General features: G+C 69.9%; 22 protein-coding genes and 1 pseudogene. 13 read left to right on the forward strand and 10 right to left on the reverse strand.

The window, feature by feature from the left end; all coding sequences use genetic code 11:
• Positions 1-29 precede the first annotated feature (29 nt).
• The 4 genes from AC1DTW_RS23430 to AC1DTW_RS23445 are packed head-to-tail and all read right to left on the reverse strand — an operon-like array spanning position 30 to position 2,510.
• Positions 30-722, reverse strand: coding sequence for an SDR family NAD(P)-dependent oxidoreductase (locus tag AC1DTW_RS23430; RefSeq protein WP_477983807.1), 693 nt, complete (start codon positions 720-722; stop codon positions 30-32).
• The gene (locus AC1DTW_RS23435; protein WP_477983808.1) at positions 712-1,143 is read right to left on the reverse strand and encodes a MaoC/PaaZ C-terminal domain-containing protein; all 432 of its coding nucleotides are present in this window, start codon (positions 1,141-1,143) and stop codon (positions 712-714) included. The genes AC1DTW_RS23430 and AC1DTW_RS23435 overlap by 11 nt, the downstream gene beginning before the upstream one ends.
• Positions 1,140-1,382, reverse strand: a complete 243-nt coding sequence (locus tag AC1DTW_RS23440; protein ID WP_477983809.1) for an acyl carrier protein — start codon at positions 1,380-1,382, stop codon at positions 1,140-1,142. The genes AC1DTW_RS23435 and AC1DTW_RS23440 overlap by 4 nt, the downstream gene beginning before the upstream one ends.
• Before the next feature lie 39 nt (positions 1,383-1,421).
• The gene (locus AC1DTW_RS23445) at positions 1,422-2,510 is read right to left on the reverse strand and encodes a hypothetical protein (RefSeq protein WP_477983810.1); all 1,089 of its coding nucleotides are present in this window, start codon (positions 2,508-2,510) and stop codon (positions 1,422-1,424) included.
• 267 nt (positions 2,511-2,777) lie between these two features.
• Here AC1DTW_RS23445 and AC1DTW_RS23450 point away from each other — a divergent pair.
• The 5 genes and pseudogenes from AC1DTW_RS23450 to AC1DTW_RS23470 all read left to right on the forward strand — a co-directional run.
• Positions 2,778-3,221: pseudogene (locus tag AC1DTW_RS23450) on the forward strand (aldo/keto reductase); the annotation flags it as partial.
• 85 nt (positions 3,222-3,306) lie between these two features.
• Positions 3,307-5,082, forward strand: a complete 1,776-nt coding sequence (gene gcl, locus AC1DTW_RS23455; protein ID WP_477983811.1) for a glyoxylate carboligase — start codon at positions 3,307-3,309, stop codon at positions 5,080-5,082.
• Between the two features lie 39 nt (positions 5,083-5,121).
• Positions 5,122-5,910: a hydroxypyruvate isomerase gene (gene hyi / locus AC1DTW_RS23460; protein ID WP_477983812.1), complete on the forward strand. Its 789-nt coding sequence runs from the start codon at positions 5,122-5,124 to the stop codon at positions 5,908-5,910.
• Positions 5,911-5,943: 33 nt separating this feature from the next.
• Positions 5,944-6,852, forward strand: coding sequence for a 2-hydroxy-3-oxopropionate reductase (gene glxR, locus AC1DTW_RS23465; RefSeq protein ID WP_477983813.1), 909 nt, complete (start codon positions 5,944-5,946; stop codon positions 6,850-6,852).
• 33 nt (positions 6,853-6,885) lie between these two features.
• On the forward strand, positions 6,886-8,187 hold the full coding sequence (locus AC1DTW_RS23470) for a glycerate kinase type-2 family protein (protein WP_477983814.1): 1,302 nt from the start codon (positions 6,886-6,888) through the stop codon (positions 8,185-8,187).
• Positions 8,188-8,343: 156 nt separating this feature from the next.
• On the opposite strand, the gene AC1DTW_RS23475 is transcribed toward AC1DTW_RS23470, so the two are convergent.
• Together AC1DTW_RS23475 and AC1DTW_RS23480 are read right to left on the reverse strand one after the other, a co-directional pair.
• Complete coding sequence (locus tag AC1DTW_RS23475) at positions 8,344-8,673, reverse strand: DHCW motif cupin fold protein (RefSeq protein WP_477983815.1); 330 nt, start codon at positions 8,671-8,673, stop codon at positions 8,344-8,346.
• Between the two features lie 19 nt (positions 8,674-8,692).
• Complete coding sequence (locus AC1DTW_RS23480; RefSeq protein ID WP_477983816.1) at positions 8,693-9,325, reverse strand: LysE family translocator; 633 nt, start codon at positions 9,323-9,325, stop codon at positions 8,693-8,695.
• A 193-nt stretch (positions 9,326-9,518) separates the two neighbouring features.
• Between AC1DTW_RS23480 and AC1DTW_RS23485 the strand changes: the two genes are divergently transcribed.
• Positions 9,519-12,191 carry a DUF3857 domain-containing protein gene (locus AC1DTW_RS23485; protein WP_477983817.1) on the forward strand — a complete coding sequence of 891 codons (2,673 nt, stop codon included), beginning with the start codon at positions 9,519-9,521 and terminating at the stop codon, positions 12,189-12,191.
• A gap of 26 nt (positions 12,192-12,217) precedes the next feature.
• Here the strand turns inward: AC1DTW_RS23485 and AC1DTW_RS23490 are convergent, their stop codons facing one another.
• Positions 12,218-12,880 (reverse strand): TetR/AcrR family transcriptional regulator, encoded by a 663-nt coding sequence (locus AC1DTW_RS23490; protein WP_477983818.1) that lies wholly within the window; start codon positions 12,878-12,880, stop codon positions 12,218-12,220.
• Between the two features lie 162 nt (positions 12,881-13,042).
• On the opposite strand from AC1DTW_RS23490, the gene AC1DTW_RS23495 reads away from it, so the two are divergent.
• From AC1DTW_RS23495 to AC1DTW_RS23520, 6 genes are all read left to right on the forward strand, one after another.
• A complete protein-coding gene (locus AC1DTW_RS23495; protein ID WP_477983819.1) occupies positions 13,043-13,846 on the forward strand; it encodes an SDR family NAD(P)-dependent oxidoreductase in 804 nt (267 codons plus the stop codon).
• A 159-nt stretch (positions 13,847-14,005) separates the two neighbouring features.
• Positions 14,006-15,139, forward strand: coding sequence for a DUF5938 domain-containing protein (locus AC1DTW_RS23500; RefSeq protein WP_477983820.1), 1,134 nt, complete (start codon positions 14,006-14,008; stop codon positions 15,137-15,139).
• 20 nt (positions 15,140-15,159) lie between these two features.
• On the forward strand, positions 15,160-16,707 hold the full coding sequence (locus tag AC1DTW_RS23505) for an AMP-binding protein (protein WP_477983821.1): 1,548 nt from the start codon (positions 15,160-15,162) through the stop codon (positions 16,705-16,707).
• A gap of 8 nt (positions 16,708-16,715) precedes the next feature.
• Entirely contained in the window at positions 16,716-17,903 is a 1,188-nt protein-coding gene (locus AC1DTW_RS23510; protein ID WP_477983822.1) for a lipid-transfer protein, read from the forward strand.
• A 256-nt stretch (positions 17,904-18,159) separates the two neighbouring features.
• Positions 18,160-19,059 (forward strand): LysR family transcriptional regulator, encoded by a 900-nt coding sequence (locus AC1DTW_RS23515; RefSeq protein ID WP_477983841.1) that lies wholly within the window; start codon positions 18,160-18,162, stop codon positions 19,057-19,059.
• A 111-nt stretch (positions 19,060-19,170) separates the two neighbouring features.
• Entirely contained in the window at positions 19,171-20,760 is a 1,590-nt protein-coding gene (locus AC1DTW_RS23520) for a phospholipase D family protein (protein WP_477983823.1), read from the forward strand.
• Here AC1DTW_RS23520 and xdhC read toward each other — a convergent pair.
• Genes xdhC through xdhA form a run of 3 tightly spaced genes read right to left on the reverse strand, consistent with a single transcriptional unit; the run spans position 20,714 to position 25,576 of the window.
• Positions 20,714-21,595 (reverse strand): xanthine dehydrogenase accessory protein XdhC, encoded by an 882-nt coding sequence (gene xdhC, locus AC1DTW_RS23525; protein ID WP_477983824.1) that lies wholly within the window; start codon positions 21,593-21,595, stop codon positions 20,714-20,716. The two genes, AC1DTW_RS23520 and xdhC, sit on opposite strands and share 47 nt — an antisense overlap.
• Before the next feature lies 1 nt (position 21,596).
• Positions 21,597-24,017, reverse strand: coding sequence for a xanthine dehydrogenase molybdopterin binding subunit (gene xdhB / locus AC1DTW_RS23530; RefSeq protein ID WP_477983825.1), 2,421 nt, complete (start codon positions 24,015-24,017; stop codon positions 21,597-21,599).
• A gap of 11 nt (positions 24,018-24,028) precedes the next feature.
• A complete protein-coding gene (gene xdhA / locus AC1DTW_RS23535) occupies positions 24,029-25,576 on the reverse strand; it encodes a xanthine dehydrogenase small subunit (protein WP_477983826.1) in 1,548 nt (515 codons plus the stop codon).
• 93 nt (positions 25,577-25,669) lie between these two features.
• On the opposite strand from xdhA, the gene AC1DTW_RS23540 reads away from it, so the two are divergent.
• Entirely contained in the window at positions 25,670-26,686 is a 1,017-nt protein-coding gene (locus AC1DTW_RS23540) for a LysR family transcriptional regulator (protein WP_477983827.1), read from the forward strand.
• Positions 26,687-26,705: the final 19 nt, after the last annotated feature.

The following is a 26,705-nucleotide window of genomic DNA, read 5'->3' on the forward strand; positions in this document are numbered from 1 at the left end:
GTGAGCCCCTTCGGGCGGGCGGGCGGGACTCATGGACCGAGGGCCTCCTGAACGATCAGCGACGCCACCTCGTCGGGCGTCTGGAACGGTGCCTTCTCGCGTTGCAGCGCGAGAAAGCGCGCATCGAACGCGTCGAGCATGCGCGTCTCGGTGTAGCCGGGTTTGACGGCGCGCACGCGCAGCCATGGATAGTCGGCCGCGAGGATCGCGAGCACGCCGGCCATGCCGTGCTTCGCGATCACGTAGGCGCCGAGGCCGGACGCCGCGCCCTGGATGCCCTCGCCCATCGCGCGGCTCAGCACCCCGACGACGCTGCCTTGCTTGTGGCGCCGAAAGCAGCGCCGCACGAGCTCGGCGAGCAGGCGCTGCGGGCCGAGCACGTTGACCTGCCACTGCAGCCGCATCTCGTCGGCCGTGATCTGACCGAACGGCACCAGCGCCAGCGGCGGCGAACCCGCGAGCACGACGCCGGCCAGCTGCGGCGCGACCTCGAGGGACTGCGCCGCCGCCAGGATCGACACCTCGTCGCTCAGGTCGAGCGCGAGCGCGTGCCCGCCGCTGCGCGCCGCAACGGTCTGCGCCGCGGCCTCGTTGCGGTGGTAGCCCACCACCGGCGCGAAGCCGCGCGCCGCGAGCCGCTCGCAGACGGCCGCGCCGATCCCGCCGGAACCGCCGGAGACGAGGAACCAGGGCTTCGCGACAGGTGATGACTCAGCGTCCAACGACGACCTCCGCACGACCCTTGGCAATCGGCCGGCCCGACGCGCGCACCGTCAGCTTCAGCACGACCAGGCCGGTCGATTCCGACACCTCCGCGACGACGCCCTCGACCCGCGCGACCTCGCCGACGTACAGCGGCGCGCGAAAGTCGAGCGCGACACTCGCCCAGACGCCGTCGCGCCCGGGCAGCCGCATGCCGATCAGCTGCGAGACCTTCGCAACGATCAGCGCGCCGTAGACGACCGCGCCGTCGAAGCCCTTCGCGCGCGCGAACGCGGCGTCGGCGTGCAGCGGGTTGAAGTCGCCCGACAACTCGGCGAACTGCTGCATCTGCTGCGGCGTGACGCTGAACTCGACCTCGGCTTGCAGCCCCTCGCGCAGATCGGCCAGACCCAGCGCGCGCGGCAAGCTCTCCGCATTCATGCCGACTTCGACTGGATCAGCGCGACGAACTCGCCGACGTTCTTCAGGCGCGAGACCTCGGCGGCCGAGAACTTGAGGCCGAACTGCTTCTCGATCGCCAGCACGAGGCGGATGTGGCTGAGGCTGTCCCATTCGTCGACATCGTCGGCGGTCAGCTGCGGCGTCACGACGATGCCGTCGTCGTCGAAAACGTCGTGGAAGATCGCGGTCAGCTTCGGGTAGATCGGGTCGGTGCTCATGGTGGCCCTGCGGGAGTGGAAAGCGGTTTCAGGATGTATTCAGCGCGCGCCGGTGGCCAGCGTCGCCGATGAAAACGTCGGCCCGTTCAGCAGTGCGGCCAGGCGCTGCGCCCAGAGCGGTGTCACGCGCGGCTTCGGGTGCACCTCGTCGCTGAAATCGGCGTCGGCATCGGCGTCGCTCATCGCCAGCACCGCGACGCCGGCGCGCGTGCGCAGCCGGCCCAGCAGCGCATCGGCCTGCCTTCGGTAGTCGGCCGAGAGCACGCTGCCTTCGGCGTGCCAGTGCGGGATCGGCATGTCGACCAGGACCACGCGGCCGCCATCGGCAACGACGCGCTCGACCATGCGCTCGAGCACCTCGAACTGCGCCGCGTCGAGCGCGGTCGCGCCGCCCATGTAGTCGCGCCAGAACGCGAGGTACTTGCGCCGCTGCGCGTCGCTCAGCACGACCGCGTTGCGCTGCGCATCGGTGATCTCGGGCGCCTTGGCGGCGATGAACGCACGCAACGAGCGGGTCGCATCGCGCGCGGCGCGGTCGAGCACGAGCGACGGATGGATCAGCGTCGCGGCGACCTCTATGCCGCGCGGGCCGAAGTTGGCGGCCGGGCCGGCGTCGGTTCGGCGGTAGAAGCCGTAGCGGTAGCGCTCGATGTCGATGTCGGTGTCGCCGGCATGGCGATCGGGCGTGTGCCAGCGCGCCGCGTCGGCGGCGAACATGCCGTACCAGAGGCCGATCACGTAGGTGTCGTGGCGCCGTGCCTCGGGGCTCTGCACCTCGCGCACCAGATCGACGATCTGGCTCAGCTGCGAGATGTTGGAGCCGCCGACCGACAGGTTGTGCACCTCGAGGCCGGGCACCAGCGCCTGCACCTGCACCTGCTTGAAGCCGGCGAGCATGTTCGACGCGCCGAGCAGGATCGCCTTGTCGGCACTGCTGTTCAGCCGGTCGCGCGCCATCAGCACGTACTTCGGCTCGGTCAGGTACAGCGAGGCGCCGGCGCGGCCGGCGTCGAGCCGCGCGCCGACCGACGCGCGCGGCACCAGCAAGAGGCTGAAGCCCAGCACCAGCGCGTAGAGCGCGAGCAGCGCGGTCAGCAAGTGCGCGATCTGTTTCAGGATCGGCTTCATGAGGGCCTGTTAGCGCTATGGGAGAGCTCGCGCCGGGGTGCCGCAGGCCGCAGGGCAAGGCGTGCGCGAGGCCGTGTGCCTCTGGCACACAACGAGCGCACAACGCGGCCCTGCGGCCTGCGGCACCCCGGCCCTTCGGGTGATCTCAGCAAACAGGCGCCCGCCGCGTTGCAAATGCTCGCCGTAGCCACTGCTACGGCTGCGCTTTGCGCCTTGCGGGCGCCTGTTTGCTGAGTCACGCGAGCCCTCCCATGGCGCTAACAGGCCCTGGACCAGGGCGTCGGCGCGATCGTCTGGAGCCCGCTGGGCTGGGGGCGCCTGACCGGCAGGATCCGCCGCGGCCGGCCCCTGCCGCCGGGCAGCCGCCTGCACGAGACCGCCGGCTTCGCGCCGCCGGTCGACGAGGAGCGGCTGTACCGCGTCGTCGATGCGCTGGACGAGATCGCGGCCGAGACCGGCAGGGCCGTGCCGCAGATCGCGCTGAACTGGCTGCTGCGACGACCGACGGTGGCCAGCGTGCTGATCGGCGCGCGCGACGAAGCGCAGCTGCAGCAGAACCTCGGCGCGCTCGGCTGGCAGCTCGGCGCGGACCAGGTCGCGCGGCTCGACGCGGCCAGCGCCGTCACGCCGCCTTATCCGTACTACCCGTACTGGAACGGCCAGTTCGCCGAGCGCAGCCCGGTCGCCGTCGTCCATTCCGCGGCGGAATAGCACTTATCGGGTGCCGGCGTTGCCGGTGCGCCGGCGAGTCCCGATGATGCAGATCAGTTTCGACAATGACCGCAAGGAGACTCGCATGGCACGCATGAAAGCCGTCATGGCCGCCGTTCTGGTGATGGAGAAGGAAGGCATCTCGCAGGCCTTCGGCATCCCCGGCGCCGCGATCAACCCGTTGTACTCGGCGCTGCGCGAGCGCGGCACGATCGCGCATGTGCTGGCGCGCCACGTCGAGGGCGCCTCGCACATGGCCGAGGGCTACACACGGGCGAAGGCCGGCAACATCGGCGTGTGCATCGGCACCTCGGGGCCGGCGGGCACCGACATGATCACCGGCCTGTACTCGGCGATCGCCGACAGCATCCCGATCCTGTGCATCACCGGCCAGGCGCCGCGCGCGCGGCTCTACAAGGAAGACTTCCAGGCCGTCGACATCGAGTCGATCAGCAAGCCGGTGACGAAGTGGAGCGTCACGGTGCGCGAGCCGGCGCAGGTGCCGCGCGCGTTCCAGCAGGCCTTCCACCTGATGCGCTCGGGCCGCCCGGGCCCGGTGCTGATCGACCTGCCGTTCGATGTGCAGATGACCGAGATCGAGTTCGACATCGAGACCTACGAGCCGCTGCCGGTCTACAAGCCCGCGGCGACGCGCAAGCAGATCGAGAAGGCGATTGCGATGCTGCAGGCCGCGCAGCGCCCGCTGATCGTCGCCGGCGGCGGCATCATCAACGCCGACGCGTCGGACCTGCTGCAGGAGTTCGCCGAGATCACGAACACGCCGGTGATCCCGACCTTGATGGGCTGGGGCACGATCCCCGACGACCACCCGCTGATGGCCGGCATGTGCGGGCTGCAGACCAGCCACCGCTACGGCAACGCGACGATGCTCGCGAGCGACTTCGTGCTCGGCATCGGCAACCGCTGGGCGAACCGCCACACCGGCTCGCCGGAGGTCTACTGCAAGGGCCGCAGCTTCGTGCACGTCGACATCGAGCCGACGCAGATCGGGCGCGTGTTCAGCCCGGATCTGGGCATCGTCTCCGACGCGAAGGCAGCGCTGAAGCTGTTCGTCGAAGTCGCGCGCGAGATGCGCGCCGCCGGTCAGCTGAAGGACCGCAGCGCATGGGTTGCCGAGTGCCGCGAGCGCAAGCGCACGATGCTGCGCAAGACCAACCTCGACACGGTGCCGATGAAGCCGCAGCGCGTCTACCAGTGCATGAACAACAACTTCGACCGCGACACGACCTACGTCTCGACGATTGGCCTGAGCCAGATCGCCGGCGCGCAGTTCCTGCACGTGTTCGGGCCGCGGCGCTGGATCAACTGCGGGCAGGCCGGCCCGCTGGGCTGGACGATTCCGGCCGCTTTGGGCGTTCGGGTCGCCGATCCGGCGCGCAAGATCGTCGCGCTCTCGGGCGACTACGACTTCCAGTTCATGATCGAGGAGCTCGCGGTCGGCGCGCAGTTCAAGCTGCCCTACATCCACATGGTCGTGAACAACAGCTACCTCGGCCTGATCCGCCAGGCGCAGCGCGGCTTCGAGATGGACTACTGCGTGCAGCTCGGCTTCGACAACATCAACGCGCCGCAGGTCGAGGGCTACGGCGTCGACCACGAGGCGGTCGTCAAGGGCCTCGGCTGCAAGTTCGTGCGCGTGCACCGGCAGGAAGAGATCGCGCCGGCGATCCGGCAGGCCGAGGCGTGGATGGTCGAGCACCAGGTGCCGGTCGTGATCGAGGTGATGCTCGAGCGCGTCACGAACATCTCGATGGGCACCGAGATCGACGCGATCAACGAGTTCGAGGAACTCGCGACGAGCCTGGCCGACGCGCCGACCGCCGTCGGTATGCTCGACTGATCCGCCCCGGATCACTCACCCCACGAAGGACGTAGCGCCATGCCCCGTTTCGCCGCCAACCTGACGATGCTCTTCAACGAAGTGCCGTTCCTCGACCGCTTCGAGCGCGCCGCGCGCGCCGGCTTCGAGGCGGTCGAGTTCCTGTTCCCGTACGCGTACCCGGTCGCCGAGATCAAGAGCCGGCTGGTCGCGAACAAGCTGCAGCTGGTGCTGCACAACCTGCCGGCCGGCGACTGGGACGGCGGCGAACGCGGCATCGCGTGCCTGCCGGATCGCATCGACGAGTTCCGCGCGAGCGTCGCGCTGGCGATTTCGTACGGCACCACGCTCGGCGTGCCGCAGATCAACTGCCTGGCCGGAAAGACGCCGGCCGGCGTGAGCGACGAGGCGGTCCGCAAGACCTTCGTCGAGAACCTGCGCTTCGCCGCCGCGGCGTTGAAGGAGGCCGGCATCAAGCTGCTGATCGAGCCGATCAATTTCTACGACATCCCCGGCTTCTACCTGAACCGCAGCGCGCAGGCGCTGGCGCTCATCGACGAGGTCGGCTCGGACAACCTGTTCCTGCAATACGACATCTACCACGCGCAGCGCATGGAAGGCGAGCTGATCGCGACGATGACGAAGCAGCTCGCGCGCATCGCCCACATCCAGCTCGCCGACAACCCGGGACGCAACGAGCCCGGCACCGGCGAGATCAACTACGAGCGCGTGTTCGCCGCGCTCGACGCGATCGGCTATCCCGGCTGGATCGGCTGCGAGTACAAGCCGGCGACCAGCACCGAAGCCGGCCTGGGCTGGCTCGCGCGCGCGCGGCATGCGCAGGCCTGAACCGAACCCACGCATCACCTGGAGACACACGCCATGACGAGCACCCCGCTCAAGATCGGCTTCATCGGCCTGGGCATCATGGGCGCGCCGATGGCGGGCCACCTGATCAGGGCCGGACACCAGCTGTTCGTGTTCACGCGCGGCCGGCTCGCGCCCGAAATCGCCGAGAGCGGCGCGACCGTCTGCACGAACGCGAAAGGCGTCGCGCAGCGCGCCGACATCGTCTTCGTCATGGTGCCCGACACGCCCGATGTCGCGGCCGTGCTGTTCGGCGACGATGGCGTCGCGTCGGGTCTGTCGAAGGGCAAGACCGTCGTCGACATGAGCTCGATTTCGCCGATCGAGACCAAGGCCTTCGCGCAGCGGATCAACGCGCTGGGCTGCGACTACCTCGATGCGCCGGTCTCCGGCGGCGAGGTCGGCGCCAAGGCCGGCACGCTGACGATCATGGTCGGCGGGCCCGAGGCCGCGTTCGAGCGCGTCAAGCCGCTGTTCGAGCTGATGGGCAAGAACATCACCCTGGTCGGCGCCAATGGCGACGGCCAGACCTGCAAGGTCGCCAACCAGATCATCGTCGCGCTGAACATCGCCGCGGTCGGCGAGGCGCTGGTGTTCGCCTCGAAGGCCGGTGCCGACCCGGCCAAGGTGCGCCAGGCGCTGATGGGCGGCTTCGCGGCCTCGCGCATCCTCGAGGTGCACGGCGAGCGCATGATCAAGCGCACGTTCGCACCGGGCTTTCGGATCGGGCTGCACCAGAAGGACCTGAGCCTGGCGCTGGCCGGCGCGCGCGCGCTGGGTGTGGCGCTGCCGCAGACGGCCGGCGCGGCGCAGCTGATGCAGGCCTGCGCCGCCCATGGCGGGCAGGACCTCGACCACTCGGCGCTGGTGCAGGCGCTGGAGCTGATGGCCGGACACCCGGTCATGCCGGACGCGGCCGCCTGATCCGCGCGGGCGGCGCGTCGGGATAATCACGGCATGAGCCTGCCTTCACCCCACAGCGACCCGCGCGGTTTCCTGCTTGCCTTGTTCAACGCCGCGGTCGCCCAAGCGGTGCCCGGCCCGGAGACCGCCGCGTTCCTGCCGCCGCCGCCAAAGGGTCGCACGCTGGTGCTCGGCGCCGGCAAGGCGGGCGGCTCGATGGCGGCGGCGGTCGACGCGCTGTGGCCGCGGAACGCGCCGATCTCCGGATTGGTCGTCACGCGCTACGACTACGTGCCGCCGGATTACAGGGCCAATCCCGGCCGGATCGAGGTCGTCGAGGCCGCGCACCCGGTGCCCGACGAGGCCGGGCGCCGCGCCGCGAAGCGCATCGCCGAGCTGACGAAGGGCCTGACGCAGGACGACCTGGTGCTGTGCCTGATCTCGGGCGGCGCGTCGTCGCTGCTCGCGATGCCGGCCGACGGCGTCACGCTCGAAGAGAAGCAGGCGGTCAACAAGGCGCTGCTGCAGTCCGGCGCGGCGATCGACGAGATGAACTGCGTGCGCAAGCACCTCTCCGCGATCAAGGGGGGACGACTCGCCGCGATGTGCGCGCCGGCGCGCGTCGTGACGCTGCTGATCAGCGACGTGCCCGGCGATGCGCCCGAGGTCATCGGCAGCGGCCCGACCGTGCCCGACAGCACGAGCTGCGCCGACGCGCTGCGCATCCTCGCGCGCTACGGCATCGAGATTCCCGCGGCGGCGCGTTCCGGGTTGAAGAGCGGCGCGTTCGAGACGCCGAAGCCGGGCGATGCGCGCTTCGACGGGCACCAGGTCCACATGATCGCGACTCCCGAGCAGTCGCTCGCCGCCGCCGCCGCGCTCGCGCGCCGTGCCGGCATCGGCGTGCATGTGCTGAGCGACGAGATGGAAGGCGAATCGCGTGAGGTCGGCAAGGTGCACGCCGCGCTCGCGCGCCACGTGGTCCGGCACGGCGCGCCGTTCGCGCGGCCGTGCGTGATCCTGTCGGGCGGCGAGACGACCGTGACGGTGAAGAGCAAGGGTGGCCGCGGTGGCCGCGCGACCGAGTTCCTGCTCGGCTGCGCGATCGCGCTGCAAGGCGAGCCCGGCGTGCACGTGCTGGCCGGCGACACCGACGGCATCGACGGCGTCGAAGACAACGCCGGCGCGATCGTCACGCCGAGCACGCTCGCGCGCGCCCAGGCGGCGGGCCTGAAGGCGCGCGACTTTCTCGATCACAACGATGCCTACAACTTCTTCAAGCCGCTCGGCGACCTGATCGTGCCCGGGCCGACGTTCACGAACGTGAACGACTTCCGGGCGGTGTTGATCGTCTGATCGACGCGGGTGCTCGCGGTGCCGCGACACGCCCCGCGTCGCCGCGACTTCACTTTCGCCGCGGCGACGGCGTGCGACGAAGCCGAGCGCCGCGAGCCCGGCGGAAACATGGGGGCAAAGAGCGAGGCGCCCGCCTCGCCGCAGATGCGACGCACGTCAATCGACGATGAACAGCCTCGCGCCGGTCTGCGTCGACGAGCGGTGCGGCTCGGCGCCGTCGGCGACCTGGTAGCTCATCCCGGCCGTCAGCGTGAAGCCGCGGCCGTCTTCGAGTTCGGTGTGCAGCTCGCCCTCGAGGCACAGCAGGATGTGGCCCTTGCTGCACCAGTGATCGGCGCGGTAGCCCGGCGTGTACTCGACCATGCGCACGCGCACCGCGCCGAACTGGCGCGTGCGCCAGGTGGCCCGGCCGGTCTCGCCGCGGTGCTCGGTCGGTTCGACCGTCGACCAGTCGGTCGTGCCGAACGGGATGCTCGAGAGTTGCATGCGCTGCGACGCCGGTCGCCTATCTGCGCGCGTCCAGCGCCATGCGCAGCGCCAGCCCGGCGAGCATCGTGCCCATCAGGCGGCGCTGCACCGCGAGCCATGCGGGCCGCGTGCCGAGGAAGCGCGCGATCGAGCCGGCGGCGATCGCGAGCATCCCGTTCACGCTCAGGCTGATCGCGATCTGCACCGAGCCGAGCAGCACGGCCTGCGCGAACACGCTGCCGCGCGTCGGGTCGATGAACTGCGGCAGCAGCGACAGGTACAGCAGCGCGACCTTCGGGTTCAGCAGGTTCGTCATGAAGCCCATCGCGAAAAGTCGCCGCGGGCTGTCGATCGGCAGGCTCTGCACCGCGAACGGCGAGCGCCCGCCGGGCTTCAGCGCCTGCCATGCGAGGTAACCGAGGTACGCGGCGCCGGCCAGCCGCAATGTGTCGTAGGCGAACGGCACCGCCATCAGCAGCGAGGTGATGCCGAGCGCCGCCGCGAGCATGTAGACGACGAACGCGACGCCGACGCCGCCGAGCGAGATCAGCCCGGCACGCCGGCCCTGGCAGATCGAGCGCGAGACGACGTAGACCATGTTCGGCCCCGGGGTCAGCACCATGCCGAGGGAGAGCAGCGCGAAGCCGAGCAGAGAGGAAGCGTGCAGCATGGTGTTCACTGAGGGCGGTCGATGGCTACGCAGTGTGTCGCGGCGGCATCGGTCGCGGCAGGCACAGACGCGCACTTTCGGGGCCGGAACAGCCTGGCCGAGGTCCGCGCGACGGCCCGCCCCGCCGCACAACATAATCGTTGCCGGGAGAGGCCGAGGCGCAACGCGTCGGTGCCGCACAGGGGGACATTCGTTGAGCATCGATACGCGGCCATCGGCCGTCATGGCCTTGTTGCGTCGCGCGCTCGCGATGGCGTTGCTGTTCGCGCTGGCGCCGATGGCCTGGGCGGAGAAGAAGCCCTACGACACCGGCCCCGCGCCGGCCTGGGTCGAGACGGTGACGCCGGACCTGGCAGCGGTCGCGCCACCCGGGCAGGTCGCCAAGGGCGTGCACTACCTGCTCAGCGACCAGCAGGTGCGCGTCGACGGGGCGGAGCGCGTCAGCTACCGGCACGTCGCGTCGAAGGCGCTCGACGCGCAAGGTGTCGAGGCCATCGCCAACCTCGAAGTGCGCTTCGATCCGTCGTACCAGAGGTTGACGCTGCACGCGATCAACGTGCGGCGCGGCACGCTGACGATCGCGAAACTCGGTGGCGCCAGCGTGAAGCTGCTGCAGCGCGAGACCGATCTCGAAGCGCTGGTCTACGACGGCAGCGTGACGGCCAATGTGTTCCTCGAGGACGTGCGGGTCGGCGATGTGGTCGAGTACGCGTACAGCGTGCGCGGCCAGAACCCGGTGTTCGGCGCGAAGCAGTTCGGGCGCTTCGAGATGCGCTGGTCGGTGCCCATCGCGCGGGTGCACGCTCGGCTGCTGTGGCCGTTGGGCCGTGAGCTGCAGCTGCTCAGACTGAACGATGCGGCCGCGCCGACCGTGCAGGACGGCGCGACCCATCGCGACCACCGCTGGGATTCGCGCGACGTGGCCGCGCTGCGCGTCGAGAACGACGCGCCGGCCTGGTTCGACCCCTATCCCTCGGTGCAATGGGGCGAGTTTGGCGGCTGGCAGTCCGTGGCGCGTTGGGCCGTGCCGCTGTACCGGCTGCCGGCGCAGACCGCACCCAAGGTGCAGGCCGAGATCCGTCGCATTGCGGGCCAGTACGGAACGGCCGATCAGCGTCTTCTGGCAGCGCTGCGCTTTGTGCAGCGCGAGGTGCGCTACCTCGGCGTCGAGGTCGGCGCCGGGTCGCACGCGCCGAGCGCGCCCGAGGTCGTGCTCGGTCGCCGCTTCGGCGATTGCAAGGACAAGACGCTGCTGACGATCGCGCTGCTGCGCGGGCTTGGCATCGAGGCGCAGCCTGCGCTTGTCAACACCGTGCAGCGGCGTGCGATCAGGCGCTGGCAACCCTCTCCCGCGGCGTTCAATCACGTGATCGTGCGCGCGCGGCTGAACGGCGACGATCTGTGGATCGACCCGACGCGTGCGCCGCAACAGGGCGAGCTCGCCCAGCTCGTGCAGGCCGACTACGGGCCGGCGCTGGTGGTCGACGATCGCAGCGATGCGCTCGTCCCGATGGCAGGTGACAAGGCGCTGTTCCAGCAGCGCGAGATGCGCAGCGTGCTCGACTCGCGCGACGGCTTCGACAAGCCCGTCAAGTTCACCGTGACGACGGTGGCCGTCGGGGCGGCCGCCGACGCGATGCGCGCCACGCTCACATCGCAGGGCCGGGAGGCCCTGCAGCGCCAGTACGTGAACTTCTATGCGCGCTCCTACCCGGGCACGGAAGTCGCGGCGCCCTTCGATGTGGTCGACGACGGCCCGGCGAATCGGCTGACCGTGACCGAACACTACGCAATCAAGTCGTTCTGGCAGCGCTCGGAGAAGAACAAGCGCCTCGAATCGTCGATCGAAGCGCCGGACCTGATCGAGCTGCTGCGCCAGCCACGCAGCCAGGTGCGCGATTCGCCGCTGTCGCTGAACCACCCGATCGACGTGACGAGCGTCACCGAGGTCATGCTGCCCGGCCGCTGGGCCGGCACGGACGACAGTGTGCGTGTCGATGACCCGGCATTCGAGCTCGAACGCAGTGAGCACTGGAAGGGCGCGACGCTGCTGCTGACCGATCGCTACCGATCGCGGCTCGACCACATCGAAGCCGGCGACGTCGCTCGCTACACGGCCAGTCTGGAGAAGGCGCGCCAGGGCCTGAACTACACGCTGTTCAGCGGCGGCGCGCCGGCCACCGCCGCGGCAGCCCGCGAGCCGGGGGCACCGCATTGGGTGGCCGCGGTGGTCGGCACGCTCGCCGTGATCGGCTTCGGCGCGCTGGCGCTGCGCGTCTATCGCTGGGACCCCGCGCCGCCCCCGCCCGGCGCGATGCGCTACCCGGCGGCCCCCAACGGTCTCGGTGGCTGGCTGATCTTCGCGGCGATCGGCATTGTCGCGTCGATGTTGCGCGTCGGGCAGACGCTGTGGGGAAACTGGCCGTCGTACGCCACCGGCACATGGCTCGCGCTGACCACCGCCGGGGCACCGGCCTACCATCCGCTGTGGGCGCCGGCACTGGTGTTCGAACTGGCCGCCAACCTCGGGCTGCTGATCGCCTATGCACTGCTCGCGCTGCTGTTCTTCACTCGGCGCAGCAGCGTGCCGCGAGTGTTCATCGCGCTGACGGCGGCGACGGTCGGGATCGCGCTGCTCGATGCGGTGCTGATCGCGATGATCCCCGCGGCAGCGAAGAACGTGACGGCCAAGGACGCGGTCGAGCTGGCCCGCACCGGCATCGTGGCTGCCCTGTGGATCGCGTACTTCCTGCGCTCGGAGCGGGTGCGGACGACTTTCGTGCGCACGCTCGAAACGCGGCCGGTGCCGGCGCCGACCATGCCGGCATGGGCTGAACCTGACGCTGCGGCGGCCGGCCGCAGCTGACCGATCGGGCGACGCTCAGCCGCGGCTCACGCGACCGGCAGCGTCGCCTTGCGCTTCTTGACCGGCGCCGGCGTGCCGACCAGTTGGCCGACCACCAGCCGCACGTTCGCGCGCAGCGCGGCGATCGCCTTGCGGTCGCCCGACAGGTGTTTCAGCAGGCCTTGCTGGAACAGGCCGTCGAAGATCGCGTAGGTCACGTCGCTGGGCGCGCGCAGCGGCTGGCCAGCCAGCTCGGCCAGGCGCGTCATCACGCGCCAGATCATCTTCTCGAGGCTCTTGTCGATCGCCGCGACATCGGCGCGGAAAGCCTCTTCGAACAGCGACTGCGCGCGCAGGTCGTACCAGAGCCGGTGCATCGTCGCGTCCTTGCGCAGCGTGTCGCCGAGCGCGGTGGCGAAGCCGTCGAGCAGCTCGTCGAAGCTCGTCGACGTGGTCGTGACCTCGTCATAGCGGGTCACGCAGCGTGCCTTGTACTGGCGCACGCTGCACAGGATCAGGTCGACCTTGTCGGTGAAGTAGTAGTGCAGCACCCCGTGCGAGAACTCCGAGTTCTGCGCGATCTCGCGCAGGCTGGTGCGCGCATAGCCGAGCTCGGCGAGCGTCTGCAGTGCGGCCTCGCCGAGCTCGGCGCGGCGCTCGGCGAACTTGGCATCGCGGGTTCGCCCGTGGGCGGGTTGAAGCTTCTCCATGCCGGCGATTGTAGAGAGCAGGGCGAGCCGTGGCTATGGCGCCGGCGCCTGCAAGTCCCTGCTCTTGACGAGTGTCCAAAAATATCTTGACAGTCGTCAAGTCGACTCCTACGATCAATTCGCGTTCCTTGACGAGCGTCCAAAACACAACAGGAGACAAGCATGGCGAAGTTCGACCTGACCGGCCGCAAGGCCCTGGTCACCGGAGGCGCGCGCGGCCTCGGCGAAGGCATGGCGCAGGCGCTCGCAGCGGCCGGTGCGTCGGTGATGATCGGCGACGTGCTCACGTCGCTCGGCAAGGACGCCGCCGGCAAGCTCTCGGCGGGCGGCGCGAAGGCCGGCTTCGTCAAGCTCGACGTGACCCAGGAGGAAGACTGGCTCGCCGCGGTGAAGGCGACCGTCGACACGCTCGGCGGATTCGACATCCTCGTCAACAACGCCGGCATCGAGATCACCGCGCTGGTCGCCGATCTCGACCCCACCGAGCTGCGCCGCATGCTCGATGTGAACATCGTCGGCACCGCGCTCGGCCTGAAGCACGCGTTCCGCGCGATGCGCCCCGGCGGCGCCGCCGGAAAGGGTGGCGCGGTGGTCAACATCTCGTCGGTCGCGGCGACGATCGCGTTCCCGGCGATCGCCGGCTACTCGGCGACCAAGTCGGCCGTCGACCGGCTCACGCGCGTGGCCGCGATGGAAGCCGGCAAGCTCGGCTACGGCGTGCGCGTGAACTGCATCTACCCCGGTCTGGTGCCCACCGAGATGGGCATGAAACTGGCCGCCGACGTGGTCGCCGCGGGCCTGTTCGCCTCGCCCGAGGCGGCGGTGGGCGCGATCATCGAACAGACGCCCGCGGGCCGGCTCGGCGAGGTCGCCGACATGGCCGACGCGGTGGTCTTCCTGTGCTCCGACGCTTCGCGCTTCATCACCGGTGCGGGCCTGCCGGTCGATGGCGGCATGGGCATGTGAGAAGGCGTGAATCTTCCTACTGCGCGGGCCGATCTCAGGCCTGCGCTCCTCGCCGTGCGGTAGTACGGCTCCGGTGCTCGACCTGACCTCGACCCGCTCGCTACGGAATCTTCACGCCTTCTCAACGCGTATGGATCCAATCACGAAAGAGAGACCATCATGAACAAGACCCACAAACCCGTCGTGGTCTACGGCGCCTCCGGCTACACGGGCCGGCTGGTCTGCGAGTACCTGCGCGAGTACGGCATCCCGTTCATCGCCGCCGGCCGCAGCGGCGAAAAGATCCACGCCGCGATGAAGTCCAACGTCGCCGGCATCGAGACCGCGAGCTACGAGGTCGTCGAGGTGCTCCACACGGCCGAGGCGCTGACCGAGCTGTTCCGCGGTGCGTCGGTGGTGTTGAACACGGTCGGCCCGTTCTCGAAGTACGGCAGGGAGGTCGTGCAGGCCTGCCTGGCCGCGAAGTGTCACTACACCGACACGACCGGCGAACAAGACTGGCTGATCACGCTGGATGAACAGTACGGCGCGAAATTCGCCGCCGCCGGCCTGCTGCTGTCGCCGGGCCTGGCGCAGATGTACACCACCGGCGAGATCGCGGCGCAGCTGTGTCTCGAAACGCCCGGCCTCGACACGCTCGACATCGCGGTGTTCTGGGGCGGCAGCCCGACGATTGCGTCGACACAGACGATCCTCGTCAACGCGGCCACCTCGAAGGCATTCTTCCTCGAGCAGAACCAGTTCGTCGAGTGGCAGCCCGATGCCGGTCTCTACAACGTGACGATCCCCGGCCAGCACGAGGCGGCGCTGGCGCTGCCCTGGGGTGGCACCTCGCACCCGGTGTGGTTCAGGAAGGATCCGCGCGTCGCCAACGTCAAGGTGCTGGGCGGTGTGTTCAACAAGCCGCTGATGCTGGGTGTTCCGCAGATCGTCGCGGCCGCGTTGAAGGCCACCGAAGGCATGAACGCCGAAGACCGCTACACCGCGTTGGCGCAGACGGCGGCCAGTGTGATGAACACCATGCCCCCGCGCGAGAACCCGCGCATCAACAAGTCGGTCGACTCGGTACATGCGTCCGGCCCGCTGGCGCGCGCGCACTGCGTCATCTTCGGCAACTGCAACTACAAGCAGACCGGGTTGCTGCAGGCCTTTGCCGCGGCCGCGCTGCTGCAGCAGGCGCCCAAACGCGTCGGCTTCGCGTCGGGCTGCCAGGCCTTCGGCCACCACGAGCTGCTGGGCGCCTTGCGCAGCTTCGGCCTCGTGCAGCAGCCGGTGCTGACCGTGCATCGCTGACCGGGCGCTAGGCCTTTTACATGCGTCTGATCGACTATCTCGACAAGGGGGCGATGCTGGGCGAAGAGGCGCCGTGCCTGACGATGGGCACGGCGGATCTGTCGTACCGCGACGTGCAGCGCATCAGCCACCGCGTCGCGCGCGCGCTGGCGCGCTCGGGCATCCACGCCGGCGACAAGGTCGCGGTGCTCTCGGGAAACGACGCGACGGCCTTCGCCTGTGTGTTCGGCATCTCGCGGGCGGGCGCGGTGTGGTGCCCGGTGAACCCGCGCAACGAGGCGGCCGAGAACCGCTTCGTGCTCGACGCTTTCGACTGCAGCGGCCTGATCTTCCACAGCGCGTACGCACCGATGGTCGAGCAGATGCGCGCGCAGCTGCCGAAGGTCCAGGTGCTGGTCTGCCTCGATGCGGAGTCGTTGTTCGCGCCTTCGCTCGCGCACTGGCTCGAGGGCATCGGCGACGAACCGGTCGACGTGCCGGTCGTCGACGACCTCGCGATGATCGCCGGCACCGGCGGCACGACCGGCCAGCCCAAGGGTGTGATGCTCTCGGGCCGCAACCTCGAGACCATGTCGGCGCTGACGCTGATGGGCTACCCGTTCGACGGCCGCCCGACCTACCTCGCGCTCGCGCCGCTGACGCACGCGGCCGGTGTGCTGTGCCTGCCGGTGATGGCGCTCGGCGGGCGCGTGGTCATCATGCCGAAGCCCGACCTGGGCGAGTTCCTCGCGCTGGTCGAGCGGCACGGCGTCACGCACACCTTCCTGCCGCCGACGCTGATCTACATGCTGCTGCAGCACGAGAGGCTCGCGACGACGCGGCTCGATTCGCTGCAGTGCTTCTGGTACGGCGCGGCGCCGATCTCGGCTGCGCGGCTCGAAGAGGCGCTGACGAAGATCGGCCCGGTGATGGCGCAACTGTTCGGCCAGACCGAGGCGCCGATGATGATCTCGACGATGGCGCCGCGCGAGCACTTCAACGCCGACGGTTCGGTCGCGCGCGAGCGGCTCGCGTCGGCCGGGCGGCCCGGACCGCTGGTGCAGGTCGCGACGATGGACGGCGAGGGCCGGTTGCTGCCGGCGGGCGAGACCGGCGAGATCGTGATCCGCAGTTCGCTGGTGATGATGGGCTACTACAAGGATCCGCGCGCGACCGAAGAAGCCGGCCGCTTCGGCTGGCACCACACCGGCGACATCGGCCGGCTCGACGCCGATGGCTTTCTCTACATCGTCGACCGCGCGAAAGACATGATCATCACCGGCGGCTTCAACGTCTACTCGGTCGAGGTCGAGCAGGCGCTGATGCAGCACCCCGACGTGCAGGACAGCGCGGTGGTCGGCCTGCCCGACGAGAAGTGGGGCGAGAAGGTCGTCGCGGTGTTGCAGCTCCATGCGGGCCGCAGCGTGCAGCCGGACGAGATCGTCGCGTTCGTCAAGGCGCGCATCGGCAGCGTGAAGGCGCCGAAGCTGGTCGAGATCTGGCCTGACCTGCCGCGTTCGAAGGTCGGCAAGGTGATGAAAAAGGAAATCCGTGCCGAGATGTTGAAGCGGCCCGCGCCGCCCCACTGAAAGCCCTCATGTCTCACAAAGCATTCGTCGCGGGCGTCGGCATGATTCCGTTCGTCAAGCCGGGGGCGAACGAACCGTATCCGGCGATGGCCGCGAAGGCCGGCCGCCTTGCCCTCGCCGATGCCGGCATCGCGTTCGGCGCGCTCCAGCAGGCGTATGTCGGCTACGTCTACGGCGACTCGACCAGCGGCCAGAAGGCGGTCTACGCACTGGGCATGACCGGCATCCCGATCTTCAACGTCAACAACAACTGCTCGACCGGCTCGACCGCGTTGTTCCTGGCGCGCCAGGCGATCGAAAGTGGCGCGGCCGAGTGCGTGCTCGCGCTCGGCTTCGAGCAGATGAACCCGGGCGCGCTCGGCACCGTGTTCGCCGATCGGCCCAGCCCGTTCGAGGATTTCGACCGCGAGGCCGAGGCGCTGGTCGGCATGCCCGATCTGCCGCTCGCGCTGCGCTACTTCGGCGGTGCCGGCCTCGCGCACATGGAAAGGTACGGCACGCCGCTCGAGGCTTTCGCGAAGGTGCGCGCGAAGGCGAGCCGCCATGCGGCACGCAACCCGCTCGCGCTGCTGCGCCGCGAGCTCAGCGTCGACGACGTGATGAACGCGCCGATGCTCTGGCCCGGCGTGCTGACACGCCTGATGGCCTGCCCGCCGACCTGCGGCGCGGCGGCCGCGGTGCTCGTCTCGGAAGCCTTCGCGAAACGCCACGGCCTGCGCACCGACGTGTTCATCGCCGCGCAGGCGATGACGACCGACCGGCCCGATTCGTTCGAGAGCCACGACATGATGCGGCTCGTCGGCTACGGCATGAGCCAGGCCGCCGCGCAGAGGGTCTATGAGCAGGCCGGCATCGGCCCCGAAGACCTCGACGTGGTCGAGCTGCACGACTGCTTCGCGCAGAACGAGCTGATCAGCTACGAGGCGCTCGGCCTGTGCCGCGAAGGCGAAGCCGCCGCGTTCATCGACGCGGGCGCCAACAGCTACGGCGGCAAGGTGGTGACCAATCCGTCGGGCGGGTTGCTGTCGAAAGGCCACCCGCTCGGCGCGACCGGCCTCGCGCAGTGCTTCGAGCTGACGCAGCAGCTGCGCGGCCGCGCCGAGCAGCGCCAGGTGCCGTCCGCGCGCACCGCGCTGCAGCACAACCTCGGCCTGGGCGGCGCCTGCGTCGTCACGCTGTACCAAGCAGCGGCGTGAGTGGTGCCCCCGGCGCGGCGTACCGCGCCACCCCCGAGGGGTGCGGGCCGGCTTGGGGCGGCCCGGCGCTCGGCCCGCCGCCGGCATTGGCCCATCCTGTGGGTGCTCTGTAGCTCAGCTTCAGCGGGGGCGCGATGCGCCGCGCCTGCACGTCGGCCGGATGGAACGGCAGCGCTTGCCATTGCTTCGCCGCGAACATCGTCGCGCGCTGCCTAGAATCGGCCCGCGAAGCCCGCAAGCCGATCGAAGGAATTGTCTGGACCGCCTGCACCTGATCACCGTCTTCGTCGCCGTGGTCGACGCCCAGGGCTTCGCCGGTGCGGCACGCAAGCTGTCGATCTCGCCGCCGTCGGTGACCCGCGCGGTCAATGAGCTCGAGTCGAACTTGGGCGTGCGGCTGCTGACGCGCAGCACGCGCGTCGTGCGCGTCACCGAGGCCGGCATGCGCTACGCCGACGACTGCCGCCGCATCCTGGCCGAGCTCGCCGAGGCCGACGAGTCGGTCAGCGGCCTGCACGGCGCGCCGCGCGGGCGCCTCACCTTGACCGCGCCGGCCCTGTTCGGCGCGCGGGTCGTCACGCCGGTGGTCACCGAGTACCTGCAGCGCTACCCCGAGGTCAGCGCGTCGTGCTGGTTCATCGACCGGGTCGTCAACATGATGGAAGAGGGCGCCGACGTCGCGGTGCGGATCGGCGAGCTGCCCGATTCTTCGATGCAGGCGATTCGCGTCGGCCAGGTGCGGCGCTTGATCTGCGCCGCGCCGACCTACCTCGCGCGGCACGGCACGCCGCACGCGCCGCAGGACCTGGCCGGGCACAGCATCGTCTCGGCCAGCAGCATCGCGAGCACGGCCGAGTGGCGCCTGGTGCGCGGCGCCGAAACGCAGGTCGTGAGGCCGCAGCCCCGACTGACGGTGACGACCAACGACGCCGCGGTGACCGCCGCGGTCGGCGGCTTCGGCCTGACACGCCGGCTCTCGTACCAGGTCGCCGACGAGCTGCGCGACGGCCGCCTGCAGACCGTTCTCGACGACTGGGAAGCGCCGCCCTGGCCGGTGCATGTGGTGCATCGCGAAGGCCGCCATGCGTCGCGCAAGGCGCGCGCCTTCATCGACCTCGCGGTCGAGCGCTTGCGCGTGCATCCGGCGCTGCGCTGACGGCTCGCGCGTGTTCGGGTTTTCGATCCCGTCGCTCGTGACCGCAACGTGATCTTCGGCAGCCGCCGGCGTGGCAATATCGACGCGTCGAGTTGTTTGCGGAGATCACCCATGTTCGCTTCCGAGCTGCGCCGCCTCGCGCGCGCGGCGCTCGCCGCGCTGGCCTTCCTGCTGCTGGCCGGCTGCAGCTGCCTGCCGGTGATCGATCGCGAGGCGATCGCCAGCGAGGCGATCCCGCTGAGCCCGAAGACCACGCTCGGCCGCATCGCGCAGACCTCGCAGCAGGCGCCCGAGCTGTCGGGCTTCCGGCTGATGCCGCTCGGACTGTTCTCGCTCGACACGCGCGTGCAGCTGGCGCGGCGCGCCGAGGTTTCGCTCGACGTGCAGTACTACCACTTCGAGAACGACGAGACCGGCCGCTGGCTGTTGCGCGCGCTGCGCGATGCGGCCGAACGCGGCGTGCGCGTGCGGCTGCTGATCGACGACCTCTACACCGGCGGGCAGGACACCTACTGGCTCGCGTTCGCCGCGCACAAGAACGTCGAGGTGCGGCTGTTCAACCCGTTCTGCTGCGCGCGCGAGCAGGGGCAGGGCGGGCGCTTCCTGGCGTCGCTGAACGAGTGGTCGCGCGTCAACCACCGCATGCACAACAAGCTGCTGATCGCCGATGGCGCGATGGCGGTGATCGGCGGGCGCAACGTCGCGAACGAGTACTACCTGCGCGGCGCGGCCGAGAACTTCGTCGATGTCGACGCATTCACGGTCGGCTGGATCATCCCGCCATTGCAGTTCCAGTTCGATCGCTACTGGAACAGCGCCGCGGTCTACCCGCTGCAGGCGATCGCGAAGACCGACCTGAGCCCCGAGGAGCTGCGCGCGCGCTTCGATGACTGGACCGGCCCGGTCAAGACGCCGCCGCCGGCCGAGCTGCCGTCGAACGACATCCTCGGCTACGGGCCGATTGCCGACGACCTCGACGGCGGCCGCCTCGGCCTGATCTGGGGCGATGCCTTCGTGTTCGCGGACCACCCCGACAAGCCGTTCGACGGCAGCGTCGGCGGCGAGCCGCTCGACACCAGCGTGACCTACAACCTGTTCGAGGTGATCCGCGCGGCGAAGAAGGAGGTCGTCGCGTCGTCGCCGTATTTCGTGCCCGGCGAGCTGAGCATGCAGATGCTGCGCGACCTGCGCGCGAAGGGCGTGGCGGTCGCGGTGATGACGAACTCGCTCGCCTCGACCGACGAGCCGGTCGTGCACATCGGCTACGCCGCGCACCGCGAGGAGTTGCTGCGGATGGGCGTCGAGCTCTACGAGCTGAGCTCCTCGCGGGTCAAGAACAACGAGCGGCCGTTCCTGTTCGGCAAGTCGCTCGGGCGCTTGCACGCGAAGCTCGCGGTGATCGATCGCAGCGCACTGTTCATCGGCTCGATGAACCTCGACCCGCGTTCGGCCAGCATCAACACCGAGCTCGGTGCCGTCGTCGTCAGCCCGCCGCTGGCGAAGGAGTTGCTGCGTGTCATCGACATCGACCGGCTGCAGAGCGCCTACAAGGTGCGACTGAAGGCGAGCGGCCGCGGGCTCGAGTGGGTCAGCAACGACGGCGAGAAGGAGATGGTGCTGACCCAGGAGCCCGACTCGACGCCCTGGCTGCGCATCAAGTCGTGGCTGCTGACGCCGTTCGTGCCGGTCGAGCAGCTCTAGAAGGCGCGCTGACGACGCCCGACAACGGCAGCGCGAGCAACTGCGCGACCACCGACGCGGCGATCACCTCGGGTTCCTTGCCTTCGATACCGGCAATGCCGATCGGGCAGGTCATGCGCTCGATCGCGCTGCCGGCGATGCCGCACTGCTCGAAGCGGTGGATGAAGCGCTGCCGTTTGGTCTTCGAACCGATCAGGCCGAAGAAGCCGAAGTCGCCGCGCCGCAGGATCGCCTCGCTGATGCGCAGGTCCAGGTCGTGCCGGTGCGTCAGCACGAGGTAGGCGGCACCGGCCGGTGCCTCGCGCACCTCGCCTTCGACCGCATCGACGCAGACCTTGTGGATGTGTTCGGGCCAGGCGCCGCCGTGCTCGAAGAACTGGCGCGGGAACTCTTCGTCGCGCTCGTCGATCCAGTCAACGCGCGCGTCGAGCGGTGCGAGCGCGCGCGCGATCGCGCGGCCGACGTGTCCGGCGCCATACAGCTGCAGATGGAAGCGCGGCGCATCGACCGGCCAGTGCGCGAGGCTGTCGGCCGAGAGCGCCGCGTACCGCAAGGTCACTGCGCCGCCGCAACACTGGCCGAGCGTCGGGCCGAGCGCGAAAAGTTCGGTGTGCGGCGCTGCCGGCGCGTCGGCCCGCAGCAGCGCACGTGCGCGTTCGATCGCCTTCAGCTCGAGGTGTCCGCCGCCGATGGTGCCCGCGGTCGCGTCGCGGCCGACCAGCATGCGCGTGCCGCTCTCGCGGGGCACCGAGCCGCGCGTCGCCATCACCTCGACGACGATCGCGCGCTGCTGCGACGCGAGCCAGCTGCCGGCGACGGCACGCAGTGTCGACACGTCAGTGGCCCCGCTGCACCGCGCCGATCGCGCGCAGGATCGCCTCGCTGGTCGCCGGTGCCGTCAGCGGCGGGTCGACGCAGTGGTCGCCGACGGCCGAGACCGCGTCGCGGATCGCGAAGAACACCGAGAACGGCAGCAGCAGCGGCGGTTCGCCGACGGCCTTGCTGCGGTGAATGCTGTCCTCGACGTTCTCGCCCTCGTAGAGCCGGCAGTTGAACACCGGCGGGCAGTCGTTCGCGGTCGGGATCTTGTAGGTGCTCGGTGCGTGCGTCGTCAGCTTGCCGCTGGTCGGGTGCCACACCAGCTCTTCTGTCGTCAGCCAGCCCATGCCCTGGATGAACGCGCCTTCGATCTGGCCGATGTCGATCGCCGGGTTCAGCGACTTGCCGGCGTCGTGCAGGATGTCGGCGCGCAGCAGCTTCCACTCGCCGGTGAGCGTATCGACGACGACTTCGCTGACCGCCGCGCCGTACGCGAAGTAGTAGAACGGGTGGCCGAACATCTTGTCCTTGTCCCAGCTCAGGCCCGGCGTCGCATAGAAGCCGTCGGACCAGAGCTGCACGCGATCCAGGTAGCCCTGCGCGACGACGGCCGAGAACGGCAGCGACTTGCCGTTGACGCTGACCTTGTCGTTCGCGAAACGCACGTCTTCGGCGCGCCCGCCGTGATGCGCGGCGATGCACGCGGCGAGGCGCTCACGGATCTGCCGCGCCGCGTCCTGCGCGGCCTTGCCGTTCAGATCGGCGCCGGTCGAGGCGGCCGTCGCCGACGTGTTCGCGACCTTCTGCGTGTCGGTCGCGGTCACGCGCACGCTGTCGAAGCTGACGCCGAGCTCGTGCGCGACGACCTGCGCGACCTTCGTGTTCAGCCCCTGGCCCATCTCGGTGCCGCCATGGTTCACGAGGATCGAAGCGTCGCTGTAGACGTGCACCAGCGCGCCGGCCTGGTTGAAGTGCTTGACGTTGAACGAGATGCCGAACTTGACCGGCGCCAGCGCGATCCCGCGCTTGAGCACCGGGCTGGTCGCGTTGAACGCGGTGATCGCGTCGCGGCGCGCGCGGTAGTCGCTGCTGGCTTCGAGTTCGGCGCTGAGCTCGTGGATGATGTTGTCGGTCACGACCTGCCCATACGGCGTGACGTTGCGCTCGGTCTTGCCGTAGAAGTTCGCGCGGCGCACGTCGAGCGGGTCGCGGCCGAGGGTGCGCGCGATCGTGTCGAGGATGTTCTCGATCGCGATCGCGCCCTGCGGGCCGCCGAAGCCGCGGAATGCGGTGTTGCTCTGCGTGTGGGTCTTGCCCGAGTAGCCGTGCATCGCGACGTCGGGCAGCCAGTAGGCGTTGTCGAAGTGGCACAGCGCCCGCGTCATCACCGGGCCGGACAGGTCGGCCGAATGACCGGCCCGCGAGACCATCGTGACCTCGGCGCCGAGCACGCGGCCGGCGTCGTCGAAGCCGACTTCGTATTCGTACCAGAAGCAGTGGCGCCGGCCGGTGACGAGGAAGTCGTCGTCGCGGTCGAGCCGCAGCTTGATCGGGCGCCGCAGCTTCGCGGCCGCAACCGCGGCGACGCACGCGAACAGCGCCGACTGCGACTCCTTGCCGCCGAAGCCGCCGCCCATGCGCCGGCACTCGACCTGCACCTGGTTCGCGTGCAGCTTCAGCGCGTGCGCGACCAGGTGCTGCATCTCGCTCGGGTGCTGTGTCGAGCAGTGCACGTGCATGCCGCCGCCTTCCTTCGGGATCGCGTAGCTGATCTGGCCCTCGAGGTAGAACTGCTCCTGGCCGCCGACCTCGAGCGTGCCCTTCAGCTTGCGCGGCGCGTTCGCGATCGCGGCTTGCGCGCCGCCGTCGGTCGCGCGCACGAGGTGCATCGGCGGCAGCACGTAGCGCCCCTGCGCATGCGCCTGCTGTGGCGTGATGACCGGCGGTTCGGCCGCGATCGTCAGCACGTCCTTGGCTTTCGCGGCGGCGCGGCGGGCCGCGTCGCGGGTCTGCGCGATCACCGCGAAGACCGGCTGGCCGAGGTAGCGGATATCACCGTCGCAAAGAATCGGGTCGTCGTGAACGATCGAGCCGCAGTCGTTCAGGCCCGGGATGTCGGAAGCATCGAGCACCGCGACGACGCCGGGCAGCGCGCGGATCGTGTCGAGCGCGCTGGCGGTCAGCCGGCCGTTGGCGACCGGCGAGAGCCCGAGTGCGCAGTGCAGGGTGCCCGACAGTTCCGGGATGTCGTCGATGTAGGTCGCCTCGCCGGCGACGTGCAGCTGCGCCGATTCGTGCGGGCGGCTGATGCCGACGCGCGCGCCGGCGCTCAGGCGGTCCGCTTCGCCGGCCTCGTCGATTCGCGCGGCGGCGTTCTTCAGGTAGTCGGCGAAGGCCTCGCCGGGCTGCAGCAAGAGCGGATCGATCGGCTTGTTCATGTCAATTCCCTTCAGGCGGCTGCGGCCGCGCCGGTCTGGTGCGGCATCACGCTGAACACGCTGGTGGCGCTGGTCGGCAACGGGTTCTCGGCGCGCGTCTCCAGCCACAGGCGCTGCAGCAGGTTCTGCGCGACCTGCAGGCGATAGGCGGCGCTGGCACGCATGTCCGACAACGGTTTGAAGTCTTCGGCGAGCGCGGCCTTCGCGGCGCTCACGCTGGCCTGGTTCCACGGCTGGCCGACGAGCGCGGCCTCGGCGCGCGCGCTGCGCTTCACGGTCGCGGCCATGCCGCCGTAGGCCAGCCGCACGGTCTTCACGCTGCCGCCGTCGAGCTCGATCGAGAAGCCGGCGCACACGGCCGAGATGTCGCAGTCGAAGCGCTTGCTGATCTTGTACGCGCGCACCTGGCGCGAGGACATCGCCGCCAGCGGCACCGCCAGCCCCTGGACGAACTCGCCCGGCTCCATCTGGTTCTTCATGTAGTCGAGGTAGAACGCGTCGAGCGGCAGGCGGCGCGTGCGCGCGCCCTTGCGCAGCTCGACCTGCGCGTCGAGCGCCATCAGCACCGGCGCCGAGTCGCCGATCGGCGAGCCGTTGGCGATGCTGCCGCCCATCGTGCCGGCGTTGCGGATCGGCTTCGAGCCGAAGCGCAGCCACATGTCGGTCAGCTCGGGCAGGCGCTTCGCCAGCGCGGCCCACGCGGCCTCGAGCGAGGCGCCGGCGCCGATGCAGAGCTCGCCGTCCGCTTCGACGATGCGCTTCAGCGCGTCGACCGCGCCGACGAAGAGGATGTCGCCGAGCGGGCGGAACTGCTTGTTGACCCACAGGCCGATGTCGGTCGAACCGGCGAGCAGCTGGGCCCTCGGGTTGGCCTCGCGCAGCGCGGCGAGTTCGTCCAGCGTCGTCGGCGCGTCGTAGCGAATGCCCGACGGGTCGGTATAGCCGAGCCTGCCGTCGCGCTGCATCGCCTGCAGCGCGTCGAGCACCGGTGCGGTGTCGAGCGCCACGGCCGGCAGGTCGAACATGCGCTGGCCGGCATCGAGGATCGGCCGGTAGCCGGTGCAGCGGCACAGGTTGCCCGAGAGCTCGTCGGCGAGCTGCTGCCGCGTCGGCTGGGTGGCGTCGGCGCGGTGGTGTTCGTAGGTCGACCACAGCGACATCACGAAGCCCGGCGTGCAGAAGCCGCACTGGGAGCCGTGGCATTCGACCATCGCCTGCTGCACCGGGTGGAGCTCGGCGGCGCCGGCGCGCATCGCCTTCAGGTCTTCGACCGTGAACAGCGCCTTGCCGTCGAGCGTCGGCAGGAACTGGATGCAGGCGTTGACCGTCGCCAGGCTCAGGCCGCGCACCGCGGCCGGGTCGCCGGCTGCCGCGGCCTCGCCGATCACGACCGTGCAGGCGCCGCAGTCGCCCTCGTTGCAGCCTTCCTTGGTGCCGGTGCAGTGGGCATCTTCGCGCAGCCAGTCGAGCACGGTGCGGGTCGGCGCCGCATCGGCGACCTCGACCACGGCACCGCGGTGGAAGAAGCGGATCGGGCGGGAGCGCGTCGGGTCGGCCATGGGGTGCATCTCGGTTCGGTGATACCCGGAACTTAGTCGCTTCCGGCCCTCAGGGTATACAGTGACAGGCATATTGCCTATCGGAGCGCATATATGACACAGCGCCTGGACTTCGACAAGATCGAGCTCTACCTCATCCGGGTGTTGAAGACCTTGATCACCGAACGAAGTGTCTCCCGGGCTGCGATGCGCCTGCAAAGCACGCAGCCGGCCGTGAGTGCCCAGCTGAAGCGGCTGCGCGCGCTGACGGGAGACCCGTTGCTGGTGCGCGCCGGCAACAACATGGCGCCGACCGACACCGCGCTGCGCCTGCTCGAACCGGCCACGCGGCTGCTGCAGGATGCAGACCGGCTGTTCAGCCCGCGCGCCCACCAGCGGGCCTTCGATCCGCTCGCGAGCAGCACGACCTTCCGCATCGCCGCGAGCGACTACCTCGACCCGCTGTTCCTGCCCGAGCTGGTCGCGCAGCTCAAGCGCGTCGCGCCGAAGGTGCGGCTGGAACTGATGCCGCTGTCGGGCGAATTCGACTACCGGCGCAGCCTCGCTGCCGCCGAGGTCGACCTCGTGATCGGCAACTGGCTGAAGCCGCCCGAGGAGCTGCACCTCGGGCGGCTGATGTCGGACGAGATCGTCTGCCTGATCGCCGAAGACCACCCGGTCGCGCGCGCCGCGTCGACCCGCGCCTGGTCGCCCGAGCGCTACCTCGCCTGCGAGCATGTCGCGCCGACGCCGTTCCACGCCGGGGCCAAGGGCGCGGCGCCGGGGGTGATCGACGAGCACCTCGCGTCGCTCGGCGTGAGCCGCGACGTGATGGTGCGCAGCGCGCATTTCGGGCTGATCCCGCTGATGGTGGCGCAAAGCTTGCTGGTGCTGACCACCGGCCGCCTGTTCTGTTCGCGCTATGTCGACAGCCTGCCGGTGCGCATCGTGCGCTGCCCGGTGCCGTTCCCGCCGCTGACGTACTACCAGCTCTGGCATGACCTGACGCACGCGTCGGCGTCGGGGCGCTGGCTGCGCGATCAGGTGCGCGACGTGGCGCGCAACCTCGCCGGTCACGGCATGCTGCAGCGGCGCGCGCTGGCGCCCGACGAAGACACCGCCGCAGCCTGACCTGACCGAGTCGACGACC

The sequence above is a fragment of the Rhizobacter sp. P5_A1 genome (assembly GCF_056400745.1).